The sequence below is a fragment of the Candidatus Limousia pullorum genome, from assembly GCF_057405065.1.
In genome coordinates this window covers 120,425-142,782 of sequence record NZ_CM171614.1, presented here as the reverse complement: position 1 = coordinate 142,782, position 22,358 = coordinate 120,425, and the positions used below count along the sequence as shown (strand labels likewise).

General features: G+C 38.3%; 14 protein-coding genes. All 14 read right to left on the bottom strand.

The features are described 5' to 3' along the window. Positions 1 to 8: 8 nt before the first annotated feature. The 14 genes from CGICJO_RS00555 to CGICJO_RS00490 all read right to left on the bottom strand — a co-directional run bounded on the left by CGICJO_RS00555 (position 9) and on the right by CGICJO_RS00490 (position 22,206). Positions 9 to 1,499 carry a VirD4-like conjugal transfer protein, CD1115 family gene (locus tag CGICJO_RS00555; RefSeq protein WP_486499256.1) on the bottom strand — a complete coding sequence of 497 codons (1,491 nt, stop codon included), beginning with the start codon at positions 1,497 to 1,499 and terminating at the stop codon, positions 9 to 11. Further along, complete coding sequence (locus tag CGICJO_RS00550; RefSeq protein WP_486499255.1) at positions 1,496 to 1,954, bottom strand: hypothetical protein; 459 nt, start codon at positions 1,952 to 1,954, stop codon at positions 1,496 to 1,498. Before CGICJO_RS00550 ends, CGICJO_RS00555 begins: the two co-directional genes overlap by 4 nt. A gap of 71 nt (positions 1,955 to 2,025) precedes the next feature. Further along, on the bottom strand, positions 2,026 to 8,796 hold the full coding sequence (locus CGICJO_RS00545; protein ID WP_486499254.1) for a helicase-like domain-containing protein: 6,771 nt from the start codon (positions 8,794 to 8,796) through the stop codon (positions 2,026 to 2,028). A 10-nt stretch (positions 8,797 to 8,806) separates the two neighbouring features. After that, complete coding sequence (locus CGICJO_RS00540) at positions 8,807 to 10,603, bottom strand: relaxase/mobilization nuclease domain-containing protein (protein ID WP_486499253.1); 1,797 nt, start codon at positions 10,601 to 10,603, stop codon at positions 8,807 to 8,809. After that, positions 10,590 to 11,015 carry a plasmid mobilization protein gene (locus CGICJO_RS00535; protein WP_486499252.1) on the bottom strand — a complete coding sequence of 142 codons (426 nt, stop codon included), beginning with the start codon at positions 11,013 to 11,015 and terminating at the stop codon, positions 10,590 to 10,592. The genes CGICJO_RS00540 and CGICJO_RS00535 overlap by 14 nt, the downstream gene beginning before the upstream one ends. Positions 11,016 to 11,334: 319 nt before the next feature. After that, positions 11,335 to 11,634 (bottom strand): hypothetical protein, encoded by a 300-nt coding sequence (locus CGICJO_RS00530; RefSeq protein ID WP_486499251.1) that lies wholly within the window; start codon positions 11,632 to 11,634, stop codon positions 11,335 to 11,337. Further along, positions 11,609 to 11,902, bottom strand: a complete 294-nt coding sequence (locus CGICJO_RS00525; protein WP_486499250.1) for a septation protein SpoVG family protein — start codon at positions 11,900 to 11,902, stop codon at positions 11,609 to 11,611. The genes CGICJO_RS00530 and CGICJO_RS00525 overlap by 26 nt, the downstream gene beginning before the upstream one ends. A gap of 1 nt (position 11,903) precedes the next feature. Further along, positions 11,904 to 12,767: a ParB/RepB/Spo0J family partition protein gene (locus tag CGICJO_RS00520; RefSeq protein WP_486499249.1), complete on the bottom strand. Its 864-nt coding sequence runs from the start codon at positions 12,765 to 12,767 to the stop codon at positions 11,904 to 11,906. Next, positions 12,768 to 13,556, bottom strand: coding sequence for a ParA family protein (locus CGICJO_RS00515; protein WP_486499248.1), 789 nt, complete (start codon positions 13,554 to 13,556; stop codon positions 12,768 to 12,770). A gap of 29 nt (positions 13,557 to 13,585) precedes the next feature. Continuing rightward, on the bottom strand, positions 13,586 to 14,482 hold the full coding sequence (locus tag CGICJO_RS00510; RefSeq protein ID WP_486499247.1) for an MSCRAMM family protein: 897 nt from the start codon (positions 14,480 to 14,482) through the stop codon (positions 13,586 to 13,588). 37 nt (positions 14,483 to 14,519) lie between these two features. Next, on the bottom strand, positions 14,520 to 15,872 hold the full coding sequence (locus CGICJO_RS00505; RefSeq protein WP_486499246.1) for an MSCRAMM family protein: 1,353 nt from the start codon (positions 15,870 to 15,872) through the stop codon (positions 14,520 to 14,522). Between the two features lie 17 nt (positions 15,873 to 15,889). Continuing rightward, the gene (locus CGICJO_RS00500) at positions 15,890 to 19,576 is read right to left on the bottom strand and encodes a leucine-rich repeat protein (RefSeq protein WP_486499245.1); all 3,687 of its coding nucleotides are present in this window, start codon (positions 19,574 to 19,576) and stop codon (positions 15,890 to 15,892) included. 343 nt (positions 19,577 to 19,919) lie between these two features. Continuing rightward, positions 19,920 to 20,732: a hypothetical protein gene (locus CGICJO_RS00495; protein ID WP_486499244.1), complete on the bottom strand. Its 813-nt coding sequence runs from the start codon at positions 20,730 to 20,732 to the stop codon at positions 19,920 to 19,922. Positions 20,733 to 21,090: 358 nt separating this feature from the next. Beyond that, a complete protein-coding gene (locus CGICJO_RS00490) occupies positions 21,091 to 22,206 on the bottom strand; it encodes an STAS-like domain-containing protein (RefSeq protein ID WP_158096314.1) in 1,116 nt (371 codons plus the stop codon). Between the last annotated feature and the right edge of the window lie 152 nt (positions 22,207 to 22,358).

Here is a 22,358-nt window from a genome sequence, read left to right as displayed (position 1 = left end):
ACCTCTTTTCAGTAATTTTCTTCTTCAAAATCCGCAATAGGAGATTCCTCAATATCATCAGGTAAATTGAGGCTTTTATAATACTCTTCCTCCTGTTGTTCTTCCTGCTTCTTTTTAAGCCTTTTAGACAGCTCGATATATGCTTCTTTATCCTTTTCTCTCTTTTTTGAATAAGCAGACATTTTCAGAGCGTTAATGTTTCCATAATCCTCATCAAGAGAAGCCCTTTTAAGCTGACGGTAATATTTATGGTGAAGAGTATCAAATTTCTTTAAAAAGAACGGGTCAAACTCATCAACGAAAACAATACAGTTACCGCCGCTTTTTTCTGTTAGCTTCATGGCTTTAGCCAACTCATTGGACATAAGTAAATCTCTGCTTGTGAAATTTTCGGAATCAGTTCCGCCTCCTGTCGTATTACTTGATTTTGTATCAACTCTTACGGTGATTTTTCCAAGACGTCTGACTATATATTCTTTTGTGTCTAAGTCATTGGTTCCAAGATAAGTGAAGATACTGCAATTACCGATAATACTTTCCCAGCTGTTTCTGTATAAAGCTTTCAGCTGTGAAAGTCCCTGCAATGCTATGCATATTCTTATGTTGTTTTTTCTGACAACCGCCAATGTTTCCTGAAAGTTCGGTATCTCTCCGATGTTTGCAAATTCGTCTATCTCACAGGAAACAAGCAATGGAAGTTTTCCTTTATACTTAAAATTTGCAGTGTTTGTCAAAACCTCAAAGAGCTGCGTAAAAAAGATATTTGCTACAGCTTTGTAGGTTTGTCTGGCAGGAGGGATAATTACATAAACGATAGTCTTTTCTTCACCTATGGTTTCTAATTCCATTTCATCCTCATCGGTCAGAATATCTACCGCAGAAACTGCCCAAAGACTTAGTCGGGTAGAAAGGGTAGCAACAACACTTCCGAATGTTTCAGGAGGGGAGCTTTGAAGTGAGTCCCAGTAAATTGACACAGCATCTCCGGGATGTTCTATTTTGTGATAGTTCATCTTTTGTGCGAACTCACAGAGTGGGTCTACTCTTCCGTTGCTGTCAAACCTTATGGTGCTTATCATTCTCATAACTTTACCGAAAGATTTCTGTTCATTTTCAGATTTAAAAAGATACATCATACATGTGACAAGCAAATTCTTTGCTGAACTCGACCACATATCTTCTTTTTCGTCTTTGCCTGCTGTATTCTTTATGAATAAATCTGCAATGTTGAGGACGTCTTGTTCGTCATTGATATATCGAAAGGGATTGTATGTATTACCTTTTTCGATATCTATGAGATTCAATACTTTTATGTTATAGTGATGCTCTCTGAGAAAATTTGCCGTATCACGGTAAATTTCGCCTGATGGGTCCGTTACAACATAAGAGCCGAACATCTGCATGATGTCCGGCTTGATTTTCCTGAATGACTTTCCAGCGCCGCTTCCTCCGATGATTATTTCATTCAGATTGTGCGGCTGATAATATTTAGATTTCATTTTTTTACATCCTTTCTCTTAGAGTCTGCGCCGATAGAAACGTAGAAACCATCACCGCAGGGAATACCTGTATCGTCTGTGAAAAGGCTTTTGTCTTTTTCTGAAGCCCAACCGGCGGAGCCGTGTTCTACACCGTGAAAATCATCTTTTTTTCGGCGTATGAACAATAAAAGCAACAGAAGAAAAAATGTCAAATGCACATACCAAATTTGTTCCATCAATCTCAGGGTTTCCTGAAAATCAAAAGGCAGTGTAAATCCTGTTGGGGTGAAAAGCAGTTTTGTTGAGTCGATGAAAGAAAGAACGCTGTATTGTTCACTATAAAGGTTACAGTATCCCACAAAGTTTAAGATTATATATCCCATCAAGAGCGTGTAAACCAAAAGACAAACGATAAATAAAATGATTTTTCTCTTTTTCTTTTGGTTTGATAAAAGATATTTGCTTTTAGCCATTTATAACCTCCTTTTCTTTAACTAAAAAGCGTCCCAAAACTTTAATTATAGTTTCGGAACGCTTTTCTCTTTTACAATCTTCGTTTAGGTCTGTTCTGGTTTTGATTTTCCTGAGCTTCCTGTGCGGTTATAGGTTTATCCTCAAGACTTAAAAGTTTATTGAGTTCATTAAGTCTTTTTGTTTTTGCTTTTAATTCCTCCTCTCTTGAGAATGGTTTTTCCACTTCTTCTTTTGCAGCTTCAAGCTGTTTTCTTGTTTCTTCCAGCTCTCTTTGAGCAAGCTCCAAAGCTTCGGGATATTTATCTATGACGTTGTCAATTCTTACAGTGTTTCCTGATGGGTCGTCACTTATGTATGTTTTTAAGCTTATGTTGCCTTTTACCTTGACTTCGTACATTCTCTCCATTCTGTCAAAGGCAAGCTCCAGCTTAAATCCTCTGTATTCTCCAAGAGGAACGGGGTCAGGACTTGTCATTGCTTTGCATGCTTCAATTATGCCCATTCCCGCTTTTGTTCTCTTTGTGTATGTCTTATCATCAATTTTAAAAGTAAAAGTATTTTCGTCAGGTCTGGGATTTTTTGATACAACCTCTATATCCTTTTGCAGTCCATCTATTCGGGTTTCATACGCAGAAATTCTGAAAGGATAGTATTTAAGGATTTTATCTTCCAAAGCATACCTTTCAGACAAAAAGTTGGATTTTAAAAGTTTTAACTTCTGAACCTGAATATCTAAATCCATTTTTTCTTTGATGTATGGATTTCCTGTAGCGAGCATTTTGATTTCAGCGTAGGACAGAGCTGTTTCGTCTATGTCTTCAGCTGACCTTACAGGGGATTTACTTGTCATTATCTGACTTGCAAATTTTTGCTTTCCTTCTACAAGCTGATACAGATAAGCGTCAAAGGTCTGTTCTGTAACATATCGGTAAATATCCACTTCCGGGTTTTCATTTCCCTGACGGATTATTCTTCCGCTTCGCTGTTCAAGGTCAGCCGGACGCCATGGACAATCAAGGTCATGCAAGGCAATCAGCTTGTCCTGTACATTCGTGCCGGCTCCCATTTTCTGAGTAGAACCTATCAGTATTCTTACCTCGCCTTTTCTTACTTTCTTGAAAAGCTCTTGCTTTTTGGCTTCGGTATCGGCTTCATGTATAAACCTTATTTCTTCTTTTGGAATACCTCTTTTAATCAGCTTATTGCAAATATCATCGTATGTATTAAAAGAACCGTCCTTTTTCGGGGTTGATAAATCACAGAAAACAAGCTGTGTGGATTTCTTATCGGCTGTGTCGGTCCAAATACGGTGGATATTATCAACGCAGGCATTTAATTTACTGCCCTCAAAATCAGGAAGCATGGGGTTTATCATTCTTTGGTCGAGGGCAAGCTTTCTGCCGTCATTGGTGATTTTCAGCATATTATCATCCTTTGAATCAACCATTCCGTTTCTTACTTTCTCTGCTCTTTCAGAAAGAGATAAAACCATTTCCTTTTGTATTTCGGAAGGTTTTACAGCCACATTATGGAAGTTTGCTTTCGGTACGGGCAGGTTCAGCATATCGGCTGTTTTAATGTCCGCAGCTTCTTTGAACATAGCCATAAGTTCAGGAAGGTTGTAGAACCTTGAAAAACGTGTTTTCATACGGTATCCGGTTCCCTCTGGAGTAAGCTCTGTTGCCGTTACTGTTTCGCCAAAGGTAGAAGCCCAAGCGTCAAAATGCTGTAATCCGTTTTGCTGAAGCTTACTGTACTGCAAATATCGCTGAATGGTATAAAGTTCCACCATACTGTTTGAAATCGGTGTGCCTGTCGCAAATACAACGCCACGTCCTCCGGTAAGCTCGTCAAGGTATCTGCACTTCATAAAGAGGTCTGAAGATTTCTGTGCTTCGGTTTGAGCAATACCGCCCACATTACGCATTTTTGTGTAAAGAAATAGATTTTTGTAATAATGACTTTCATCAATGAATATGCGGTCAACGCCAAGCTCCTCAAAGGTAACAACGTCATCCTTTCTGCTTTGGTCATTGAGTTTATCAAGCTTTTGTTTAACTGACTTCCTTGTTCTTTCCAGTTCCTTAACAGAGAAGCTGTCACCACGGTTTCTTTTGATTTCATCGATACCATTTGTTATATCATCAAGCTGTTCTTCCAAAAAGGCACGCTGTCTTTCGATTGACATAGGAATCTTTTCAAATTGTGAATGACCTATAATAACCGCATCATAATCGCCTGTCGCTATTCTTCCGCAAAACCTCTTTCGGTTTTTAGTTTCAAAATCTTTCTTTGTGGCAACAAGGATATTCGCCGCAGGATAAAGCTGTAAGTATTCAGAAGCCCATTGTTCTGTAAGGTGATTGGGAACAACAAAGAGGGATTTCTGACAAAGTCCCAAACGTTTGCTTTCCTGTGCGGCGGCAACCATTTCAAAGGTTTTTCCTGCTCCAACCACATGGGCGAGGAGAGTATTTCCGCCGTAAAGAATATGTGCAACTGCATTTCTTTGATGTTCTCTAAGTTTAATTTCAGGGTTCATCCCACTGAATATAATATGACTTCCGTCATATTCACGTGGGCGAATTGAGTTAAACTTTTCGTTATACATCTTTGTGAGCTTTTCACGGCGGACAGGGTCTTTCCATATCCAGTCCTGAAATTCCTGTTTAATGAGTTCCTGTTTTGATTGAGCAATAGCAGTTTCTCTCTTATTCAAAACAGCTTTTTTCTTGCCGTCCGGAGTTTCTTCATAATCAAAAATACGGACATCTTTCAGATTTAATGTTTCTTCGATGATGTAGTAGGCGTTAATCCTTGATGTTCCGTATTTCTGTTCAGCTCTGATATTATTCCTGTCAGCGCTTTTGCCTGAAATATTCCATTTTCCTGTGTATTTTGAAAAGTTTACTTTCATATTCCACTGTGTATATCTGGGTGTCTGTAAAAGTTCGAATACAAATTGCTGTACTATTTCGGAAGGCAGCCACGTAGCGCCAAGCCTTACGGAAATTTCACTTGCTGTTAAATCCTTTGGCTGAACTTTTTCCAACGCTTCTACATTTACCTGAAAATCATCGGGATAGAGCTCTGCTGTCTTTCTTGCTGTTCTCAGCTTTTCTCTAACATTACCGGAGAGATACTCATCAGCCGTCAGGTATTTGGCTTCAGTGAGAGTTCCGTATCCGTGCATGGGGTTCAGAAATATAACACCTTTAAGCTCTTTAAATATTTCCTGTTCGCTTTTGCCTGTAAGCTCTGACATATATTCCATATCCACTGTAGCTTTTTCCCCGATTGACAAAGCTAAAGCTTCGCTTGCAGTGTCTACAGATGTAACAGCCTGATGAGGTCTGATCGTTCTCTTTGTAAACATATCAGCTTTTCGCTCAAGCTGTCCTTCTTCATTGACTATTTCCAAGGAGGTAAGCAATGGGTAAGAGCTGTCATTTTTAAAAACAGAGTTTCCACGGGAACTCAAAAGACCGTATTTTTCAATAAACTTATCGTAAAGCTTGTTAAGATTTTCCTGTTCCGCTTTTATATCATCGTCGGGAAAATTCTCTTTTTGCAGGTCGAGCAAGTTTCTTGCCGAGTCACGGATTTTAATCATTTCCTTTATTCGTGTTTCGGCATTGGACGAAACCTTGCAAAGGTTCATTCTGGAGTTTTCTCTGTAGTATAGATTTCCGTCAACAACAGTGTAGGAAAAATTTCTGACCGTAGGGTCGGCTGTTATGAACTCTGTTGCTTCTTCGATTTCATTTTGTTCGTAAGCGAATATTGTGCCGTTTATCTTTGATACAGCTTCTGCAAGCTGTGACTTTAAGTCGGCTCCCTCTATAGGTTCGCAGGTAGCTTCCGTGCCGAAACGTCCGGATATCATCTTCATTTCACCTAAAATCATTTCAGGGTTCTGAACAAAATAAGAGTTCATTTTTATACCGTCATCGTTTACAGCTAAGTCAACCCAATCGGGAGAAAGGTCAAGCTCTCTGTCCCTTTTCTGTAGAAAAAGAATATCGGAAACAACCTCGGTTCCTGCATTGCCCTTAAATGTATCGTTAGGCAATCGGATAGCACCTAAAAGCTCGGCTCTTTGAGCTATGTACTTTCTCACTGAGTTGTTTTCTTTGTCCATTGTACCTTTAGAGGTAATGAATGCCATAACACCACCCGGGCGAAGCTTATCCAAAGTTTTTGCAAAGAAATAATCATGTATCAGGAATTTATGTTTGTCATACCTTTTGTCAATAACCTTAAAATCGCCGAAAGGCACGTTGCCTACAGCTACATCAAAAAAGCTGTCAGGTAAATTCGTTTCTTCAAATCCCTGAACAGCTATTGAGTGTTTCTGATACAGCTGCTGTGCTATACTGCCCGATATCGTATCAAGTTCAACACCATATACTTTGCTTTCTTTCATGCTGTCCGGAAGCATACCTATGAAATTGCCGATGCCGCATGATGGTTCAAGTATATTTCCCTGTGTAAATCCCATATTTTCAATAGAACTGTAAATGGCTGTGATTACTTCCGGCGGAGTATAAAAAGCTGTTAGCGTACTTTCTCTCGCCGAAACGTATTCATCTGGGGTTAAGACAGTTAAAAGCTCAAGATATTCTGTTGACCATGATAAATTTCTCTCGTCAAAGGCTTCAGGAATACCTCCCCAGCCGACATATTTTGACAGTATTACCTGTTCTTCAGGAGTTGCAAAACGGTTTTCATCCTGACATTTTTTCAAAAGCTGTATTGCCATAATGTTACGGCGAAAACGCTCTTTTTTGCCCACATACTCAACCTCATTTTCGTTAAGGTTGAAATTGCGTCTTTCTGAAATAGGAATGTCAGCATGTATGATATGTGCTTTTGAATTTGAAGAAACAGGAGGCTTTAATGAAGTTTGTTCCTGTATCTCCTGAAGCTTATTTAATTCTTCAGACGGCTGACTTTCCGGTTCTTCCGTGTTTTCCGGAACCGGTTCCGAATTTTCTTTGAGCAGTAAATGCTCGTTCATGGGATTTTCGGAAACAAGTCTATCAAAGTCAGAGCGAGTCATTTCCTGATTAAAGAGTGGAGAGCCGGTATCATAGAGCATTACTCTGGTTTCATCAAAGGATAGAATTTCATATTCAGAAGCACCAATGTATACCTTATCGCCGAGGTGGTATTCATATTCTTTCTTTTCTGGTGAATCTGCTTTTAAAGAGCTTTTTTGTTTCTCAAGCCACTTAGGATAATATTCCTTTTCTTTTGGGTTTAAGTATCTGTCAAGCTTTATAAGGTCAAACAGTCTGCGTTCGACTTTTTTCCATGGAAGATGAAGCTTTACAGCGTTTTCGTTAAATCCGGTTGAAAGCTCTATTCCTTTACCGTTGTGCCATTCACTTATCTTTGTTTCGTTTATGATCACCACGGGAGATGAACCGCCGATACCATATTCGTCTTTAAGAAACTTTTCATTTTCTTTTGGTGAAAGGTTTTTTTGATATTGTTCATAAATACGTAATTTACCCTCAGATACGCCGCTTCCACTGCAAAGTACATTATCTATAATTTCCTGAGAAAAAGAAAAAACAGAGGTTTTTGTTTCCTCTGTTTCTTCTATTGCTGATATTTGGTTTTCTAAAGATGGGAGAGGCTTTAAGCGTAAATCACCTGTTCTCTCACTATCTCTCTCACTGCGTTCTGGATGTTGTTCATTCCCTGAACCCATGCCATCTGGTCTTTGGCTTTCAGTTCCTCGGTCAAGCCCTGTCTTTCCTTCATCTGCTCTGTCAGCGTGTCGGTCAGTTCCTGAGCCTGCTTCTCCACGTCCAAAAGATGTTCCGTCAGCTTGCCCGCTGTTAAGAGGTTCATGTAATCCAGCTTGCGGTACTCCATCAGGAACTCTTTCCTCAGCAGTGCGTATACTCCCAGCTCCTGCTCCATATCCGTTTCCTTCTCGTCCTCGCCAAAGTCCGGAAGCATGTAGTCGCCTACCATCTTGTATTTGATTTCTTTCATCTGAAAAACTCCTCTCATCTATATTTTTACTGCTGTTTTCATTGTAATTATTATTACTTTTTTCGTCAATGGCTTTTCTTTCTTTTTCTAATGATAAAACCACATTTGCCACAGATGTGAGCAGTTTTTGGTACACTTCTCCGGTCGCCAAGCCAATGGCGTTTAATGTTTCAACAGTATTAAAGCTTGTAATGTCGCTGAAATCTTCATCATCGAAATATTTTGATGTATCAATTTCCAGTCTTGTCATAACCAAAAAAGCAATGCTGTTTGAAACTATGTTTCTGCAGACGGACGTTATTGCGGTTTCATCAAGGTCAGAAAGAAAACTGTTTTCCGACTCCCTTATAAGAGTCCTTTTATAATTCTGTATGCTTGCTTCAACGGTTTTTGAAACGGTACTGACAATCGCATCGGGTAATGTACTGTTGTTTTCTATAACACCGAACCTTTTTTCAAAACCGTTTATTACTTTGTTTTCATATTCCTCCTTCATTTTCCATATAGGAACAGGTCTTGCATATTTGCTGTTGACTGTGTCTGAAATATCAAAATAATGAACAAGTCTTTGATTTGTTCTTTTTGCATTTTCAAATACTGCAATGCCGTGACTTCCTCTTTTTACATATCTTCCGAATTTGTTCCATTGCTCTATCTCCAGCACTGCTGTTGCATCGGGACGCTGAGCGTAAATCAAAAGCAGTTCATCAAATCGCAGCTTGTAATTTCTGCAAGCTGACTTTAAAAACTCCTGCCATCTTCTCGGTGAGGAAACCACAGCTTTGCAGGTATCTGCATAAAGCTCTGAAATTCTCTCATACTTTGTTGACATGTTTGCCTCCTTATTTATTTGTACTTGTTTTTGTCTGCTGTACTTGTTTAGGAGACAAGGTGTTTTTTATTTCCATATCAGTTTCCAAATAAATTAACGTATAGTTATCACTTCCTTTAATTTTAAATGCGGCAAATCGTTTATCACTCTCCCTTGTGTAGAATTTATCATAAATCCGATTTTTTGTATCGGAGGTTATTGTGGTGTATGAAAGCTTAACTCCCTGAATTGCTGATTTCTTTTTCAGACTGTCAAGGATATCCCTGTTGTATCTGTATTCTGACTTATAATTAGAATTTTGATTTTCAGACAATGTCGAATTAACTCGGTCAGCGACAACCGGATTGAAAGCGATTACCGTTTTACCGTCTTTCTCAAGTACGGAAAAGTAAATTCCTTCATGTTTAAGCTTGCCGAGCTGACCGGACTGAATTGTTCTATATGCAATTTTTGTTCCTGACTGCTGACACTGTTTTTTTATTGTTTCATAGATTTCTCTGTTTTTTATTCTGTCGCTTTGTTCATCCAACATTTTATGGTTTGATAAATTCAAATGATTTAACAAATTGTACTTGTTGTAGTCCTTTACTGATACGGTGGCTATTCCTGTTCCTTTATTAAGACTTACACTGTAAAAACATTGTATGCCCTGTAACCGTGGAAGCTGATAGGCAAAAAGCTTTATTGAGTATTCAGAGCCTTCCATGTTTTTAAGCTTTTCGTTGCTTACGTTACCGCATTGAGAAGTCTTGCCGTATATTGCTTCATTGGTTTTTGTTATCCAAAACCATCTTTTCTCAGCTGACGTAAACGGTTTATCTTTCTTAAAAGCCTTTTGAACTCTCATATACTTTTCAAAGTAGTTTGAAAAATAACAGGGATCTGATTCAAAGTTTGTTTTGCTTTTAAACCAATCAGGGAAAAATATGTATTCATCGTTGTGTTTAAAATAATCCTCCTCCTGTTTCTGCCACTGGCTTTTTTGATTGTTTTCTTTATGTTTTTTATTCCTGCTTGAGGTGGTTTTCTCTTTCTCCGTTTTTATTGCTTCATCGTACTTCATACCGAGCTGAGAAAAAATACTTTTTGATGAATATTTTTCTCCGAACTCTTTGGATAAGGTTGTAAGCCTTATTTTTTTCTGCCCAATAGACACGGTGATGTTTTTGCCTGTAAACTTTACGGAGTATCCTTTTTCCTCAAGCAGCTTTATAAACTCGTTTTGGGTTGTGCAGTTTTTCAAAATCTCGTCCAAATCTCTCACAAGACTTACTTTCCATGATTTTCCCTGCATAGCCATTTGATAAGTTGTGAAATCCATTCCCTTTTTACCGGGTTCTTTCACAATGCTTAAATTGTTCTCTATACAAAGACGGTCGCTTTCTTTTCTCATGGCTTTTAAAGTTGTTTGATTACCAAGCCACTTTTTGCCAGTCACCATATTAACTGAATTGATGACTATATGAGAATGAATGTGGTCTTTATCAGAATGGGTTGCAACTAAATATTGGAAATTATCTCCCGCAATCTTTTGAACTAAATCCAAGGTTAATTTATGAACCTGTTCCGGTGTTACATCATCATCCGGGGAAAAGCTGTGACAATAGTGATGAGCTAATACACCTTTGTCTTTTCCGAAAAACTGCCTTATGTATTTAAACTGAGAAGTTATGTTTTTTTCATCTCCGTAACAGTTAAACATTGTTACAAGACCTTTTGTCTTTTCCTGTTTTGTGATATATTCAATGGCATTAGCTATATGCACATCAGCTTTAATTCCGCCTTTTATACTTTTAACTGTTGCCATTGTTTTTTCCTTTCAGATTTTCAAAGTCACTTTCCAGCTTTTTTAATCGTTCTTCTATTTCTTTTTCTGATGATGATAACGAAAGTTCTGTGTTTTCATCAATTTGTTTTAAAATCAAATTAAGCCTTTCGTTTACAAGATTTAAAAGTTTTTGAACATTTAAAAGTTCTTCAATCGTTGCGGAGTGTTTTGTGTTGATTGCAGTTGTAATCTGATTTATGTTAATTCCTATCTTTGCGATTTGATACAGTAAGTCGGGAAAACCTCGTATATTTACAACACGCTTCTTTTTCACCAAACACAAAATATATTCGCTTATGTTCATGTCTGCACTGCGGGCAGATTTTGTAATCAGCTCTTTTTCCTCGGATGTGACTCTAAGGTATATTCGTTTATTTTTGTTTTCCTTCAATAAATCACCTCCGTATTTAACTTTCACTAAATTAACTTTTTATAATTTTATAATAAAGTTGGTTTTTATATGTTTAATTTTTAATTCACGAACAGAGGGCAAAAACGACCCGTTTCCTTCGGAAACGGCAGTTTTGCAAGCATAGATTTTGTACACCTTGTGCGTACACAATGTACAAAATCGCTTGTTAGGGGATACCCCCTAAGACCCCTTTTAAAGAAAAAACATTTTTTTATTTCTAACGAATAAAAAAGCGTTTTTGTCAAAACTGTAAAAGGAAAAAATTTTGAGGTTTTCAAAATTTCTGCTTTTATGAACGTCAAGATAAATCATCGGTAATTGAACTACCTGTGATTTTTTCAAGGTCTTTAAAATCATCCTCAAATTTAAATCCCTGATTCATAAGAATTTCCTTAATGCGTTCAGGAGTTTCAATTCCGTTGTCGTTAAGAATTTTAAGTATCAATGCGTTTTGTTCCTCTTTGTATTTTTTGGAAAGCTCCTTTTTTTCAGCTCTCAGCTTCGTAAGATTTTCTTTGGCTTCGACTATTATTTTTTCCTGTGCCGTTATCTGACTGTCCACCTTTAATATCTTATCTAATGTTGTTTGCTTTGCCATCGTCTTCCTCCTTTAACTTCTTTTTGTATTCCTTTAAAACTGTACCCACTAAGCTATCTCTAAACTGTGGTTTAATAATAGTGATGTCTTGATAATTCTTTTCTTCCGATGAATGGCTTCTTGGAAATTCCACAAAAAATTCACCGTTATAATTTTCAAAAAGCTTTACATTATCTATTACGATTGTATAGTCAAGGACGATAAAACAAGTCGCCCTAAGTCGTTTACTGTTTTCAAGCTTTACTATCTCAACTTTTGTGATTTTCATTTTATTTCAACACCTCTCTTATGCAGCTTGATATGGCTTTTTCCATTTTTTTGTTGAGCTTTTGACCGAACTTTTCAAGCTGTTCGTCAGAAAAAGAAATGCCGCAGGTTTTTGTGATTTCATCGGTTTCGGAAAAAATTCTCTGCAAATAAAAATCCGTCAGCTTCTGAACCAACGGATTTTCCTCTCTTGTTTTCTTTTCCTTTTCTTTACTCTTTTCTTTATTTTCGGCTTTTGCTTCTTTTTCCTCGACTGCCTTTTTATAGGCGGTGTTGATACTCTCATCTCCTTTGATTATTCTTTCATGTTCAGCTTCATCAAGGTTTTCTAAAATCTTTTTATACTTGCGAACCTGTCTGTCGCTGATTTTTAACATTTCTGCAATGCCCTGCTGAAGCGTTCCGGTGTATTCTCCGGAGGATATAAGCTTTTTAATACATTCTTCGGTCGCAGGGTAAAACTGTAATTTCTCACCCGGTGTGTATTCTCTTGTTTCCAAGTTTGCCACATGGAGCATAAGCTGCGCCTTATCGTCGCTGAGTTTATCATATACGGTACAGGGGATTTTCTTCCATCCCAGTGTTTTAATAGCTTTGTATCTTCGCTCTCCCGATATGATTTCGTAACATTCATCGTTTATCTTTCTTACGGTCAACGGATGAATCAGCCCGATTGCTTCAATGGTTGTGGCAAGTTGTGAAACAATCTCCGGTGTGTCTTGTCTGTTATAGGGATTGTCCTTTGAAGGGAAAATAAAGTCGGTTTCGATAAGCTCGCTTCTTGAGGTGTTGGCAAGTTTTTCGGTAACTTCCTTTACCTGATTGAGCTTTGCAAACATGCCGTTTACATCTATCGTCTTTTTCATTTATTTGCCCTCCTTTACGATTTTTATGATTTCCTCGGTTAATGCCATGTAGTCCTTTGCACCGTTACTGCGCTTATCATAACGATGAACAGGCACATGTGCGTTTATAGCTTCCTGCAAGGTTGTGTTCTTTCTTATAACAGTTTCAAAGCAGGGGAATATGTCCTGAGTCTTTAAAGCATCCGCATAGGCTTTTTTACTTTTTGTTTGTTCCATCATGCAAATCAAAATTCCCATAATTTTCAAATTGGGGTTTGTGAACTGTTTTATCTCAACTATCTCTTTTGCTATACACAGCAGTCCGTGCAGAGCATAGTCATCCGGGATACATGGAAGAATAACATAATCACAGTAGGTGAGTGCATTTTCTTTTATACGTTCTCCGGACGGGGGACAGTCGAAAATAATGAAGTCATAATCTGCTTCAATTTCCTTTAAAGCCATTTGCAGTGTGTATTCCTGCCTTTTTGTTTTCATCATAAGGACTGTTTCTATGTTTCTAAGCTCATGCTTAGAGGGAAGTAAAAACAGGTTTTCAATATCTGTTTTCAAAATGCAGTCCTTTGGATTTTTCTCGAATTTCATAACCTCGTAAATTCCCGGGTTGTTATCGTCAAACAATCCATAGTAGCTTGTGGCATAGCTTTGGAAATCCAAATCTACAAGTAATGTCTTATATCCTTTATCCGCTAACATTGCAGAAAGGTTAACGGCGGTTGTGGTTTTGCCACAACCGCCTTTTTCATAAGTAATTGCTATCTTTGTACTCATCATCAAATCACTGTTCATAATCGTTCACCTTTCATATGTTTTTAAGATTATTTATTTTTCTTCTTGTTTCTTATAATAAAGAAGATAATCACACCGACGCTCAGTATGATTATAATAAGCAGTGGGACAACGTAGCTTTTCTGTCCTGTCTGCGGTGTGTCCGGAGGTGTTGTTGTGGGCTGTGTGGGTATTTCCTCATTTACGAAAACACCGTCTTTATTTTGTACCGTAACCGTATCCTCTGAATTGATAACAAACCCATAAAACGCAGGGTCTAAGTTATAACCTTCAGGAGCTTTTGTTTCGTTTACAAAATATTTACCGTATGGCAGGTTATCATAAAAATAAACGCCTTTGGAAACTTCCTCCATATATCCTATAAGCTCGTCAGTGTCGGCATAAACTCCATCGCCGTTTGTGTCTTTATAAACCGCAAATTCAGCACCCGATAATTTCTTATCGGGATTTTTGCTGTCAACCTTGATGAGCTGGACAGAACCTTTTTTGAGTGTGTTGTGCATTGTAGCCTGGGTAAGCTTATTGTATTCAATTACAACTGTCTGCTCATCGGGAGTAACATATCTGTCCGGAATTTCGATTTCGTTAAGCTTGAAATCTGTACCGATTGGAATATCTTTAAAGTGTGCAATACCATCTTTGCCTGTTGTGGCAGTCAGGTCGATAGGCTGACCGCTCATTGATGTACCTGTAAGATGAAATTTGAAGCCTTCAACAAGTCCGTCCTCTGCGGTCTTTGTAACATCAAGATTTCCTTTTTTAAGTTTGTTTACAAAGACATAGTTTTCTTTCTGTTCATCATTGTTTGCAGTTACGCTTGTGGTTTCTGTAGGTTCTGTTTCGTCTGCACTCGCTACATTGAATACAGGTATTGCCGTCATCATTATCAAAAGAACGACAAGCATTACATCTCTGATTCTTTTCATCGGATTTCCCCCTTTCGTTATTTATCTAAGGCAAACCTTAGTTGCCGGAAAACAAGTTAGCCGCCAATACAGGTATAAATGAGAATACAGATTCTACTACAGCTTCAGGGTCTGCATCGGCGTTGAGTGAATATGTAACGCTTGCTTCAGATGCTATTGCTGCCTTAACTACAACAGTCTGAGGTTCCGGAGTGATATACCATTCAGGAACTTCAATTTCCTCTGCCGTGTATGTTCCGACCGGAACATCTTCAAAGACTGCAATACCGCCGGCATTGGTGATTTCTGTCATATCAACTTCTTCGCCGGAGTCGGATGTTCCATACAGATGAAATTTAATGCCTTCAATCTTGTTATCTTCAGACTGTTTCTGAACAGTAACGCCCTGACGTTTAAGGGTGTTATGGAATGTTACCTCTGTTGTCTGCTGATACTTAATTTCTATGTCCTGAGGAGATACTTCAACGTAATAGTCTTCAGGCAAAGTTTCGATGATTGTATATTTTCCTATCGGAACATTCTTAATTTCCGCAATACCCTCATCATTAGTTTCAGCTTTCAGTTCAATCTCTTCACCGGAGTCTGATGTTCCCTTGAGTGTAAACTCAATTGATGAAATCTTTCCGTCCTCAGAAGTTTTGAAGATTTTTACAGAGCCTTTTTTGAGTGTATTGTCAAAGCTGAGATTTACATCTTTGTCTGCATTGATAGTTACTTCCTGCTCATCCGGAACTACATAGTAATTGGGAGCATCAATTTCCCTTACAATGTAATCGCCGTAAGGAACACCCTCAAAGGTAAGCTTACCTTCTTCGTTTGTAACGCCTGTCTGTTTAAACTCCTGTCCGCCCTCTGTTGTGCCGGAAATTTCAAAGGTTCTGTTTTCGAGAACATCGTCCTCTGCGGTCTTGGTAACAATGATATTGACCTTTTTCAATGCGTTGTGCATTGCAGCCTGAGTAAGCTTGTTGTACTCAATTACAACAGTCTGTTCATCCGGAGTTATGTATCTGTCCGGAATCTCAATTTCATTGAGTTTGTAATCTGTGCCGATTGGAATATCTTTAAAATGCGCCACACCGTCTGCCTCGGTTACAGCAGTCATATCAATCTCCTGACCGCTCATTGATGTACCTGTCAGGCGGAATGTAAAGCCTTCAACAAGTCCGTCCTCTGCGGTCTTTGTAACATCAAGATTTCCTTTTTTAAGTTTGTTTACAAAGACATAGTTTTCTTTCTGTTCATCATTGTTTGCAGTTACGCTTGTGGTTTCTGTAGGTTCTGTTTCGTCTGCAAATGACGTATATGTGTTGACTGCCAACATTCCGCATATGCTAAGCAAAACTAAAAGCAGGGATATTACTCTACTTGATTTTTTAATGTTTGTCATTTTCTATTTCCTCTTTCTCAGTTACTTAACTTTTCATTTTCCGGAGGAAGGGAAACATCAAGACTTTCGTCCTTATAATAGATATCGTCTTTCTTCTTATTCGACGTACCTGCTTCCTCTTCTGTCGTTGGAACATCGGCTGTTTCGGTTGGAGCTTCTGTTGTTTCTTCTGCAGGCGGTTCTTCCACTGTTTCAGTTGTCGGTTTTGTGGTTTCTGTTACCTCGTCAGTTGCTTCAATCGTTTCAGCAGGTTCCGTAACATTTTCGGTTGTTTCGGCAGGTTCTGTTACAGCTTCCGTTGTTTCTTCTTCATCCAAAATTTCATTTGCCGCATAGGTTCCAATGGAAACAAATTTGATACCATTATTATTAGCGTATGTTTCGGCAGGACTTCCGGTATAACCATACATTGTGGCATTAATTCCTATAAAACCGGAACCTTGGAAAGCGTAATTGTCTATCTTTGTGTCTTTACCGTATACATATACATTACGTATGTTTGGACATTTTGCGAAACAGCTGAAAGGTATTTCTTCCAAATTTGCGGGCAAGACAACAGTTTTTAAACTTGCATACATAAATGCTGCTTGTCCGATTTTTGTCACAGTGCCGGGGATGGTAACACTCATAACATGGGGATTTGCATTAAATACATAGTCTGCTATTTCTGTTACAGGATATCCGTCTATGGTAGATGGAATATCAACCTGTCCGCCTGTACCTTTGTATCCTGTAATAGTCATGCCGCCGTCAGCGTTTAATGAATAAGTAAAATCTTTTGCTCCGCTACCCTTTACAATAATTGTTTGAGGTTCAGGTTTTATATACCATTCAGGCACATTTTCTTCCTGAACTATCCATACACCGCTTGGCACTTCATTGAAAACAGCCAATCCATTTTTATCTGTAATGGCTCTCATTTCATATGGCTGACCGGTTACAGGATTTTTAATAATTCCACCATTTCCGTCCGGCATATATGCATAGAATGTAATGCCTTCGATTTTGTCGTCCTCAGAAAGCTTCTGAACAACCATGGAATGTAAATCCATTGTGTTTACAAATTCAAATACCGTAGTTTGGTTTGCGTTCTCTCTGGTGATGTTAACCGTCTTTGTAGCCGGTATCATATAATCATCAGGAATAACATAACCGCCTTCAGCTCCCACAACTCCAAGCTCTTTTATAGTCCAAGTACCTGTAGTTGCTTCGATTGTATTTGTATTGCCGTAATTATCTGTCGGACCCACTGTGGTCTTATCGCCTGTCGGTGATGTGATCTCAAAGTACCATCCGGCAAGCTTATCGTTAGGCGCAGTCATCATAGAACCGTCTGACTGCTTGATAGACTTTTTAATGCTGTAGCTGTACTCGGCATAGTCATTGTCAAACTCAACGGTTTTAACTTTGCCTGCGTCTGCTGATGTTATCTCAAAACTTATCTTTTCAGGCTTTAAGAACTCATCGCCTAAGGTGTAACTTCCGTCGGAGTTTTTTGTGCCGAGCTCTTCAACTGTATATGTGCCTGTCTTTGTAACAGTGTAAGCAGGAGTTTTACCGTATTCGTCGGTTGCACCTATAACAGTGGATGTTCCGTCAGGGGCGGTAACTTTAAAGTAAAGACCGCTATGAAGTTTTGACGGTGCGCTTATGGTTTCTCCGTCTTTATCTGTTATTGTTTTTTGGATTTGATATTCAAACTTCATCTGTGTGTTTGTCACCGTTACGGTTTCAACAGAGTTATTAAGTTCAGTTTGAATATTTTCCGGCTTTGAGTAAATGTCGGGGAAATAATAATCTCCGTCACTGTTTTTAAGTCCAAGCTCCTCAACCGTGTAAGTGCCTTTCTTAAGTGATGTTCCGGCAAGCTGTGAAACTGTTCCGGACAGCTCTCCGTTTGAGTTGGTCGGACCGACGATAAGACCTTCAGACGGTAAGTTGCCGCCCGTCACTTTGAAGTACCAGCCGCTATACTCAGATGAAGGTTTAGTAAGCTGTGTACCCTCAGCGTTTACAACTGACTTCTTAATAATCAAATCGTTTGGAGCGTACTTGTTTTCAAACTTCATTTGAAGCGTGTATGAATCCTGAGATGTTTTTGTGAATGAGGCTGTCTGATTTTCCGGTTTTATGTAATCATCAGGAAAAACAATTTCATCGTTAACCATTTTTCCGAGTTCTTCAACCGTATAGGTGGTGTCATACCGGAAATCAAAGTCCACATCCACATAGCCGTAACTGTCGGTCGGACCAACTGTAAGACCTTCTGGCGGTAAGTTTCCTCCGGTTATTTTAAAGTACCAATCGGCAAGCTTGTCTTTGCCTGTATAGACGTTTCCGCTTTCATCCACTACAGTTTTTTGGATTTTCCAGTTAAGGTCGGTTTCTCCAGAGTTTGTGAAGGACTTGATTATAACCTTGCCTGAGTCTGCTGAGGTTGGGGTGTAGGTTATAGGTTCAGGCTTTGTATAGTTATCGGGGAGATAATAGCTGTCGCCGTTTTTAAGTCCAAGTTCTTCGATTGTGTAGGTTTCACCAATCTGACACCGGATTGTTTTCACGCCTGTTCCTGACCTAATCTGTCCGTTTACGTCAGTTGGACCAAGAATTTCTTCCGTTCCGTCTGTTCCGGTTATCTTAAAGTAAAGTCCGGAATAACGGGAGTCAGGCTTTTGAACCTCAACACCGTTGTAATCAACTGAGCTTTTCTCAACTCCCAACGAAACAGTATCAACGGCAACTTTGAAATATGCGGGAACAGGGTCGGCATAGCCGTTAACTCCTGTTACCATGTCCTGTCCGTCACCGCCCCATGTGATAAGCTGTGCGTCTGTATCATCAACAGGCATTTCCTTTGTTGCTGAAATGACTATCTCTGAGGATTTAAGTGTTTCACCGGGGTTTGTGTAAAGTGTGAGAGTGTTTCCAACCTGAGTGATATTCACGCCATCATGATTTCCTGAGAAATCAAAGCGGTCAAGAACTCCGTTTGTATCTTTTAAGGTCGCTTCATAGTGATCGCCTTTCCAATCAAGTTTTGCAGTAGGAGCATCGGACGCTTTAATAGATGTAAAGCTTGGTCTTACATAGTGAGTAGTCAAAAGTTCATCTATAAAATTATAAACCTTCTGCATGGATACGGTGTACTCAAAATTTCTTCCGAAAAAAGCCCATAACAGTTCCTGAGAAAATTGACTGTCACTTACTTCAGCTGTGTTTAAATCCCTAAGGTCAAGACAGTATTGCCAAATAATGAGCTTTGTTGCAAGATATGCAAATTGTTTTCGTTTTTCAAAAGTTTCCGCATTGGGGTCATTTTCTATGAGCTTGTTTATTGCTTCAAAGTTTCCCGGCTTACCGTATATTAAAGCAAGCGATATTTGCTCTTGCTTTTCGGAAGAAAAATTCCACCACACAGAACCGGAATAGCCCGGTTCAGCTGTAGAACCTGCGCTTCTGTACGGGTCTATGCAGTAGGCTTCCTGACCGTTGATTTCATACATTGGCATATATGCCCAGTCCCATATGAAGATATGGTCTGTGCCCGGCTTTTTAACACTGTGTTTATATGTTACAAAAGAGTCGGTGACGGTTATTTTTCCGCCGGCAGCCATTGATGAAATAGGAATAGCAGAAATAAGAAGCAGAAATGCAAGCACTATGGAAATAACCTTAAAAGAAAGTTTTGTTTTCTTTTCTTCCATTAGTATTCTTTCCTTTCTTTTAAAATAGAAATGAGTCAGTTCATTTCTTTTTGTTTGGCGGCATTTTGTTTTTTAATAATTCATCACCTCCAATATTAGATTTATAGTTTAGCTTAGGATGGATTTGACTTTATATATATGAAAAAGCGGCGCCGCCAATCGCCGCTTTGAATTGTCATAAAGGTGATTGGGAGAACGGAGTAGTAAGAAAGGAGATGAACAAAAACCTCAAAAGACCAATCACCTTAAAAAAGAAAAAGGCAGCCCTTTAGGTTGCCTTTGCGTATATATAACGAAACCTCCTGCGTCAAACAGGAGGTGAGGTATAATCAAATATTAAATTTTAACCGTAAAAACAGTAAACAAGATAACCACCGTTTGGCAATGGTTCAAGATATGGTCTAAATCTTGCACCTTCTACAGTTCCTGTTTCTCTTATCATCAAATTTACAACACTGTCTATTTTACCGAAACAATTACTTTGTGATAATCCAATTAAATCGCTTGACACAAAATAACTTGATGATAATTCAAATGGGGCATTGTACCCGCAGTTTCCGAAAGTCAGGGACGAATCGTATGTAAGTCCCTGGGAGATACCATAGTTAATCATATCCTGTTCAATGGTATATGGGTCGAAAGGATAGATATACGGAGAACTTACCGGAGGCTCTGTAGGAGCTTCTGTGGGAGGTTCAGTGGGTGGATTTGTAGGCGGTTCAGTAGGCGGCTGTGTCGGCTTTTCAGTCGGTTTTTCTGTAGGTTTCTCAGTTGGCTTCTGTGTAGGCTTTTCGGTTGGCTTCTGGGTCGGTTTGGTTGTACCGGAACCGGTTCCGGAATTGCCGGAGCTTGAAGGATTATTTGAACTGCCGCCGTTGTTGTTATTTTTTTCTGCTGCGTCTGTAGCCGGCTCAACGATTGTTATAACATCAACCACTTCACCTTCGTCGTCTGTTACAACCTCTGTTCTTGTTTCTGTTTCAATTTCATCGGTTGTATTTTTTGTGTTCTTATCTGTGTTGTTCTTTGTTGATGATGTTGTTGTGGTTTGTGTTGAGTCTGTATTTTTATCATCACCACAGCTCGTCAACACTGTAGTTGAAAGGGCAAGCATAATCGCTAATATTGTTGATATGATTTTGTTTTTGTACTTCATTGTTCTGCCTCCTTATATTAAAAACATAACACTTATATTTTTATTTGTCAATCAGTTCCTGACTTTTTGTGACTTATTGAGAAAGTTGCTTAAGTTTATTGTAACATCTGTCAAGGTATGTACTAAGTTTTTATAAAGAGAAAAGACCTGCAAAAAGCAGGTCTTTGTTTTTTAAATAAGCATTTTGTGCCTTAAAGACATAGTTGGAACGGGTTCATGCTAAACCTTATGAAGACTTCCGTTTGTAACTCTCACAACCGAGCACAAACATCAAAAGCATAGGGATTATCCCTATTTATATTATACTGCAATTATAGAATTTGTAAACCCCATTTTACAATATTATTCTTTATTTAACCTAATTTAACCCATCATTTACATTTTGATGAAACCGTAATGCAACTGAACGGTCAAATAGGTGCGAAACAAGAGAATTCATATTTTTGATCCTGATCAATTTGTTAAACTGCAGAAATCCGATTTCAATAACCATTTTAGCAAGAAATTCATCGATAAAAGAAGAACTGCAAGCTTGCACATTTACAAAATCAAGAATAATAGGAGATTGTGCTCGTTGGAGAATATTAAGAACATCATTTCTTAACTCTGCACCTGCAATTCTTGTACCAGTACCAGATGATTGTTTGAAAACATCATATCTAAGAACGTCGTCATCTTGCCACATATCATCAATTCTTATATCAAATCCGTCAAATCCATTAAGATTTCTTAAAGAGGTTTTTAAATCAATATCTTTTGATAAATCAAGTTGAAAGTCTACAGTGGTACAGGGATACTGTTCTGAAACGATAACGTCATTTTCAAATTTAATGAGTTCATTTTTTCTCAACATTAATGTAGAGTAGCCGGAAGAAATTACTAATCTACCGTTGTTTTCTTTTACAATTTCAAAAAGACCATACAAGCCATTACCCTGTCCTTTACCGTCACCTATACCTTCTTGTATTGCAAGTGTAAGAGCGTCTATTTCAGAAGCAGGTTTATGAGAACTGCACTTTAGTGAATTGTATATTCCAATTCCACAATCATAAACACAGAGAGCAAATACTTCTTTCCTTTTATGATATTGAGCCATAACATACCCATATTTTGATTGGCTATGAACAAGAACATTATCCATAACCTCATTAATACACCAAATTAAGCCATTTAGTACATCTTTTCCGCATTTAGTAGTACGACTTAGACAATCAATATATGCTTGTACAAGACTTGAAACCTGACCTTCTCGTTCTTTTTCTTCAGAAAATACAAATATTTTGTCCATAGGATTTCTTAAAGTTTTTATTTTTTCAGTTTCCAAATCAAAAGGATTAAAAAAGCCACATTTACTTAAATATGAATCCTCATTGGTAACAATAAATTCAATATCAAAAGTTGAGTGATAAAACTTTATTAAAATTGAAATAGGAAGGCAAGCGTCAGGAAAAATACTTCCTTTGGCACAATCCAATGTTATCTTAATGTTTTTTATCTTACGTTTTATACATAAACTAACACAACGTATAAATGAGGTAACACAGGACGGGTGATTCATTTTACGGATTATTATTTCGTTTTTTACAAGTTCAACATTCTTAGTTTTCAGATTGGTACCTTCTTTCA

Excerpts from the sequence above, each read along its gene's own strand:
- CGICJO_RS00515 (WP_486499248.1), bottom strand. The coding sequence starts at position 13,556 with ATGAACAGTGATTTGATGATGAGTACAAAGATAGCAATTACTTATGAA.
- CGICJO_RS00540 (WP_486499253.1), bottom strand. The coding sequence starts at position 10,603 with ATGGCAACAGTTAAAAGTATAAAAGGCGGAATTAAAGCTGATGTGCAT.
- CGICJO_RS00525 (WP_486499250.1), bottom strand. The coding sequence starts at position 11,902 with ATGAAAATCACAAAAGTTGAGATAGTAAAGCTTGAAAACAGTAAACGA.
- CGICJO_RS00510 (WP_486499247.1), bottom strand. The coding sequence starts at position 14,482 with ATGAAAAGAATCAGAGATGTAATGCTTGTCGTTCTTTTGATAATGATG.
- CGICJO_RS00545 (WP_486499254.1), bottom strand. The coding sequence starts at position 8,796 with ATGTCAACAAAGTATGAGAGAATTTCAGAGCTTTATGCAGATACCTGC.
- CGICJO_RS00555 (WP_486499256.1), bottom strand. The coding sequence starts at position 1,499 with ATGAAATCTAAATATTATCAGCCGCACAATCTGAATGAAATAATCATC.
- CGICJO_RS00495 (WP_486499244.1), bottom strand. The coding sequence starts at position 20,732 with ATGAAGTACAAAAACAAAATCATATCAACAATATTAGCGATTATGCTT.
- CGICJO_RS00530 (WP_486499251.1), bottom strand. The coding sequence starts at position 11,634 with ATGGCAAAGCAAACAACATTAGATAAGATATTAAAGGTGGACAGTCAG.
- CGICJO_RS00550 (WP_486499255.1), bottom strand. The coding sequence starts at position 1,954 with ATGGCTAAAAGCAAATATCTTTTATCAAACCAAAAGAAAAAGAGAAAA.
- CGICJO_RS00505 (WP_486499246.1), bottom strand. The coding sequence starts at position 15,872 with ATGACAAACATTAAAAAATCAAGTAGAGTAATATCCCTGCTTTTAGTT.
- CGICJO_RS00500 (WP_486499245.1), bottom strand. The coding sequence starts at position 19,576 with ATGGAAGAAAAGAAAACAAAACTTTCTTTTAAGGTTATTTCCATAGTG.
- CGICJO_RS00520 (WP_486499249.1), bottom strand. The coding sequence starts at position 12,767 with ATGAAAAAGACGATAGATGTAAACGGCATGTTTGCAAAGCTCAATCAG.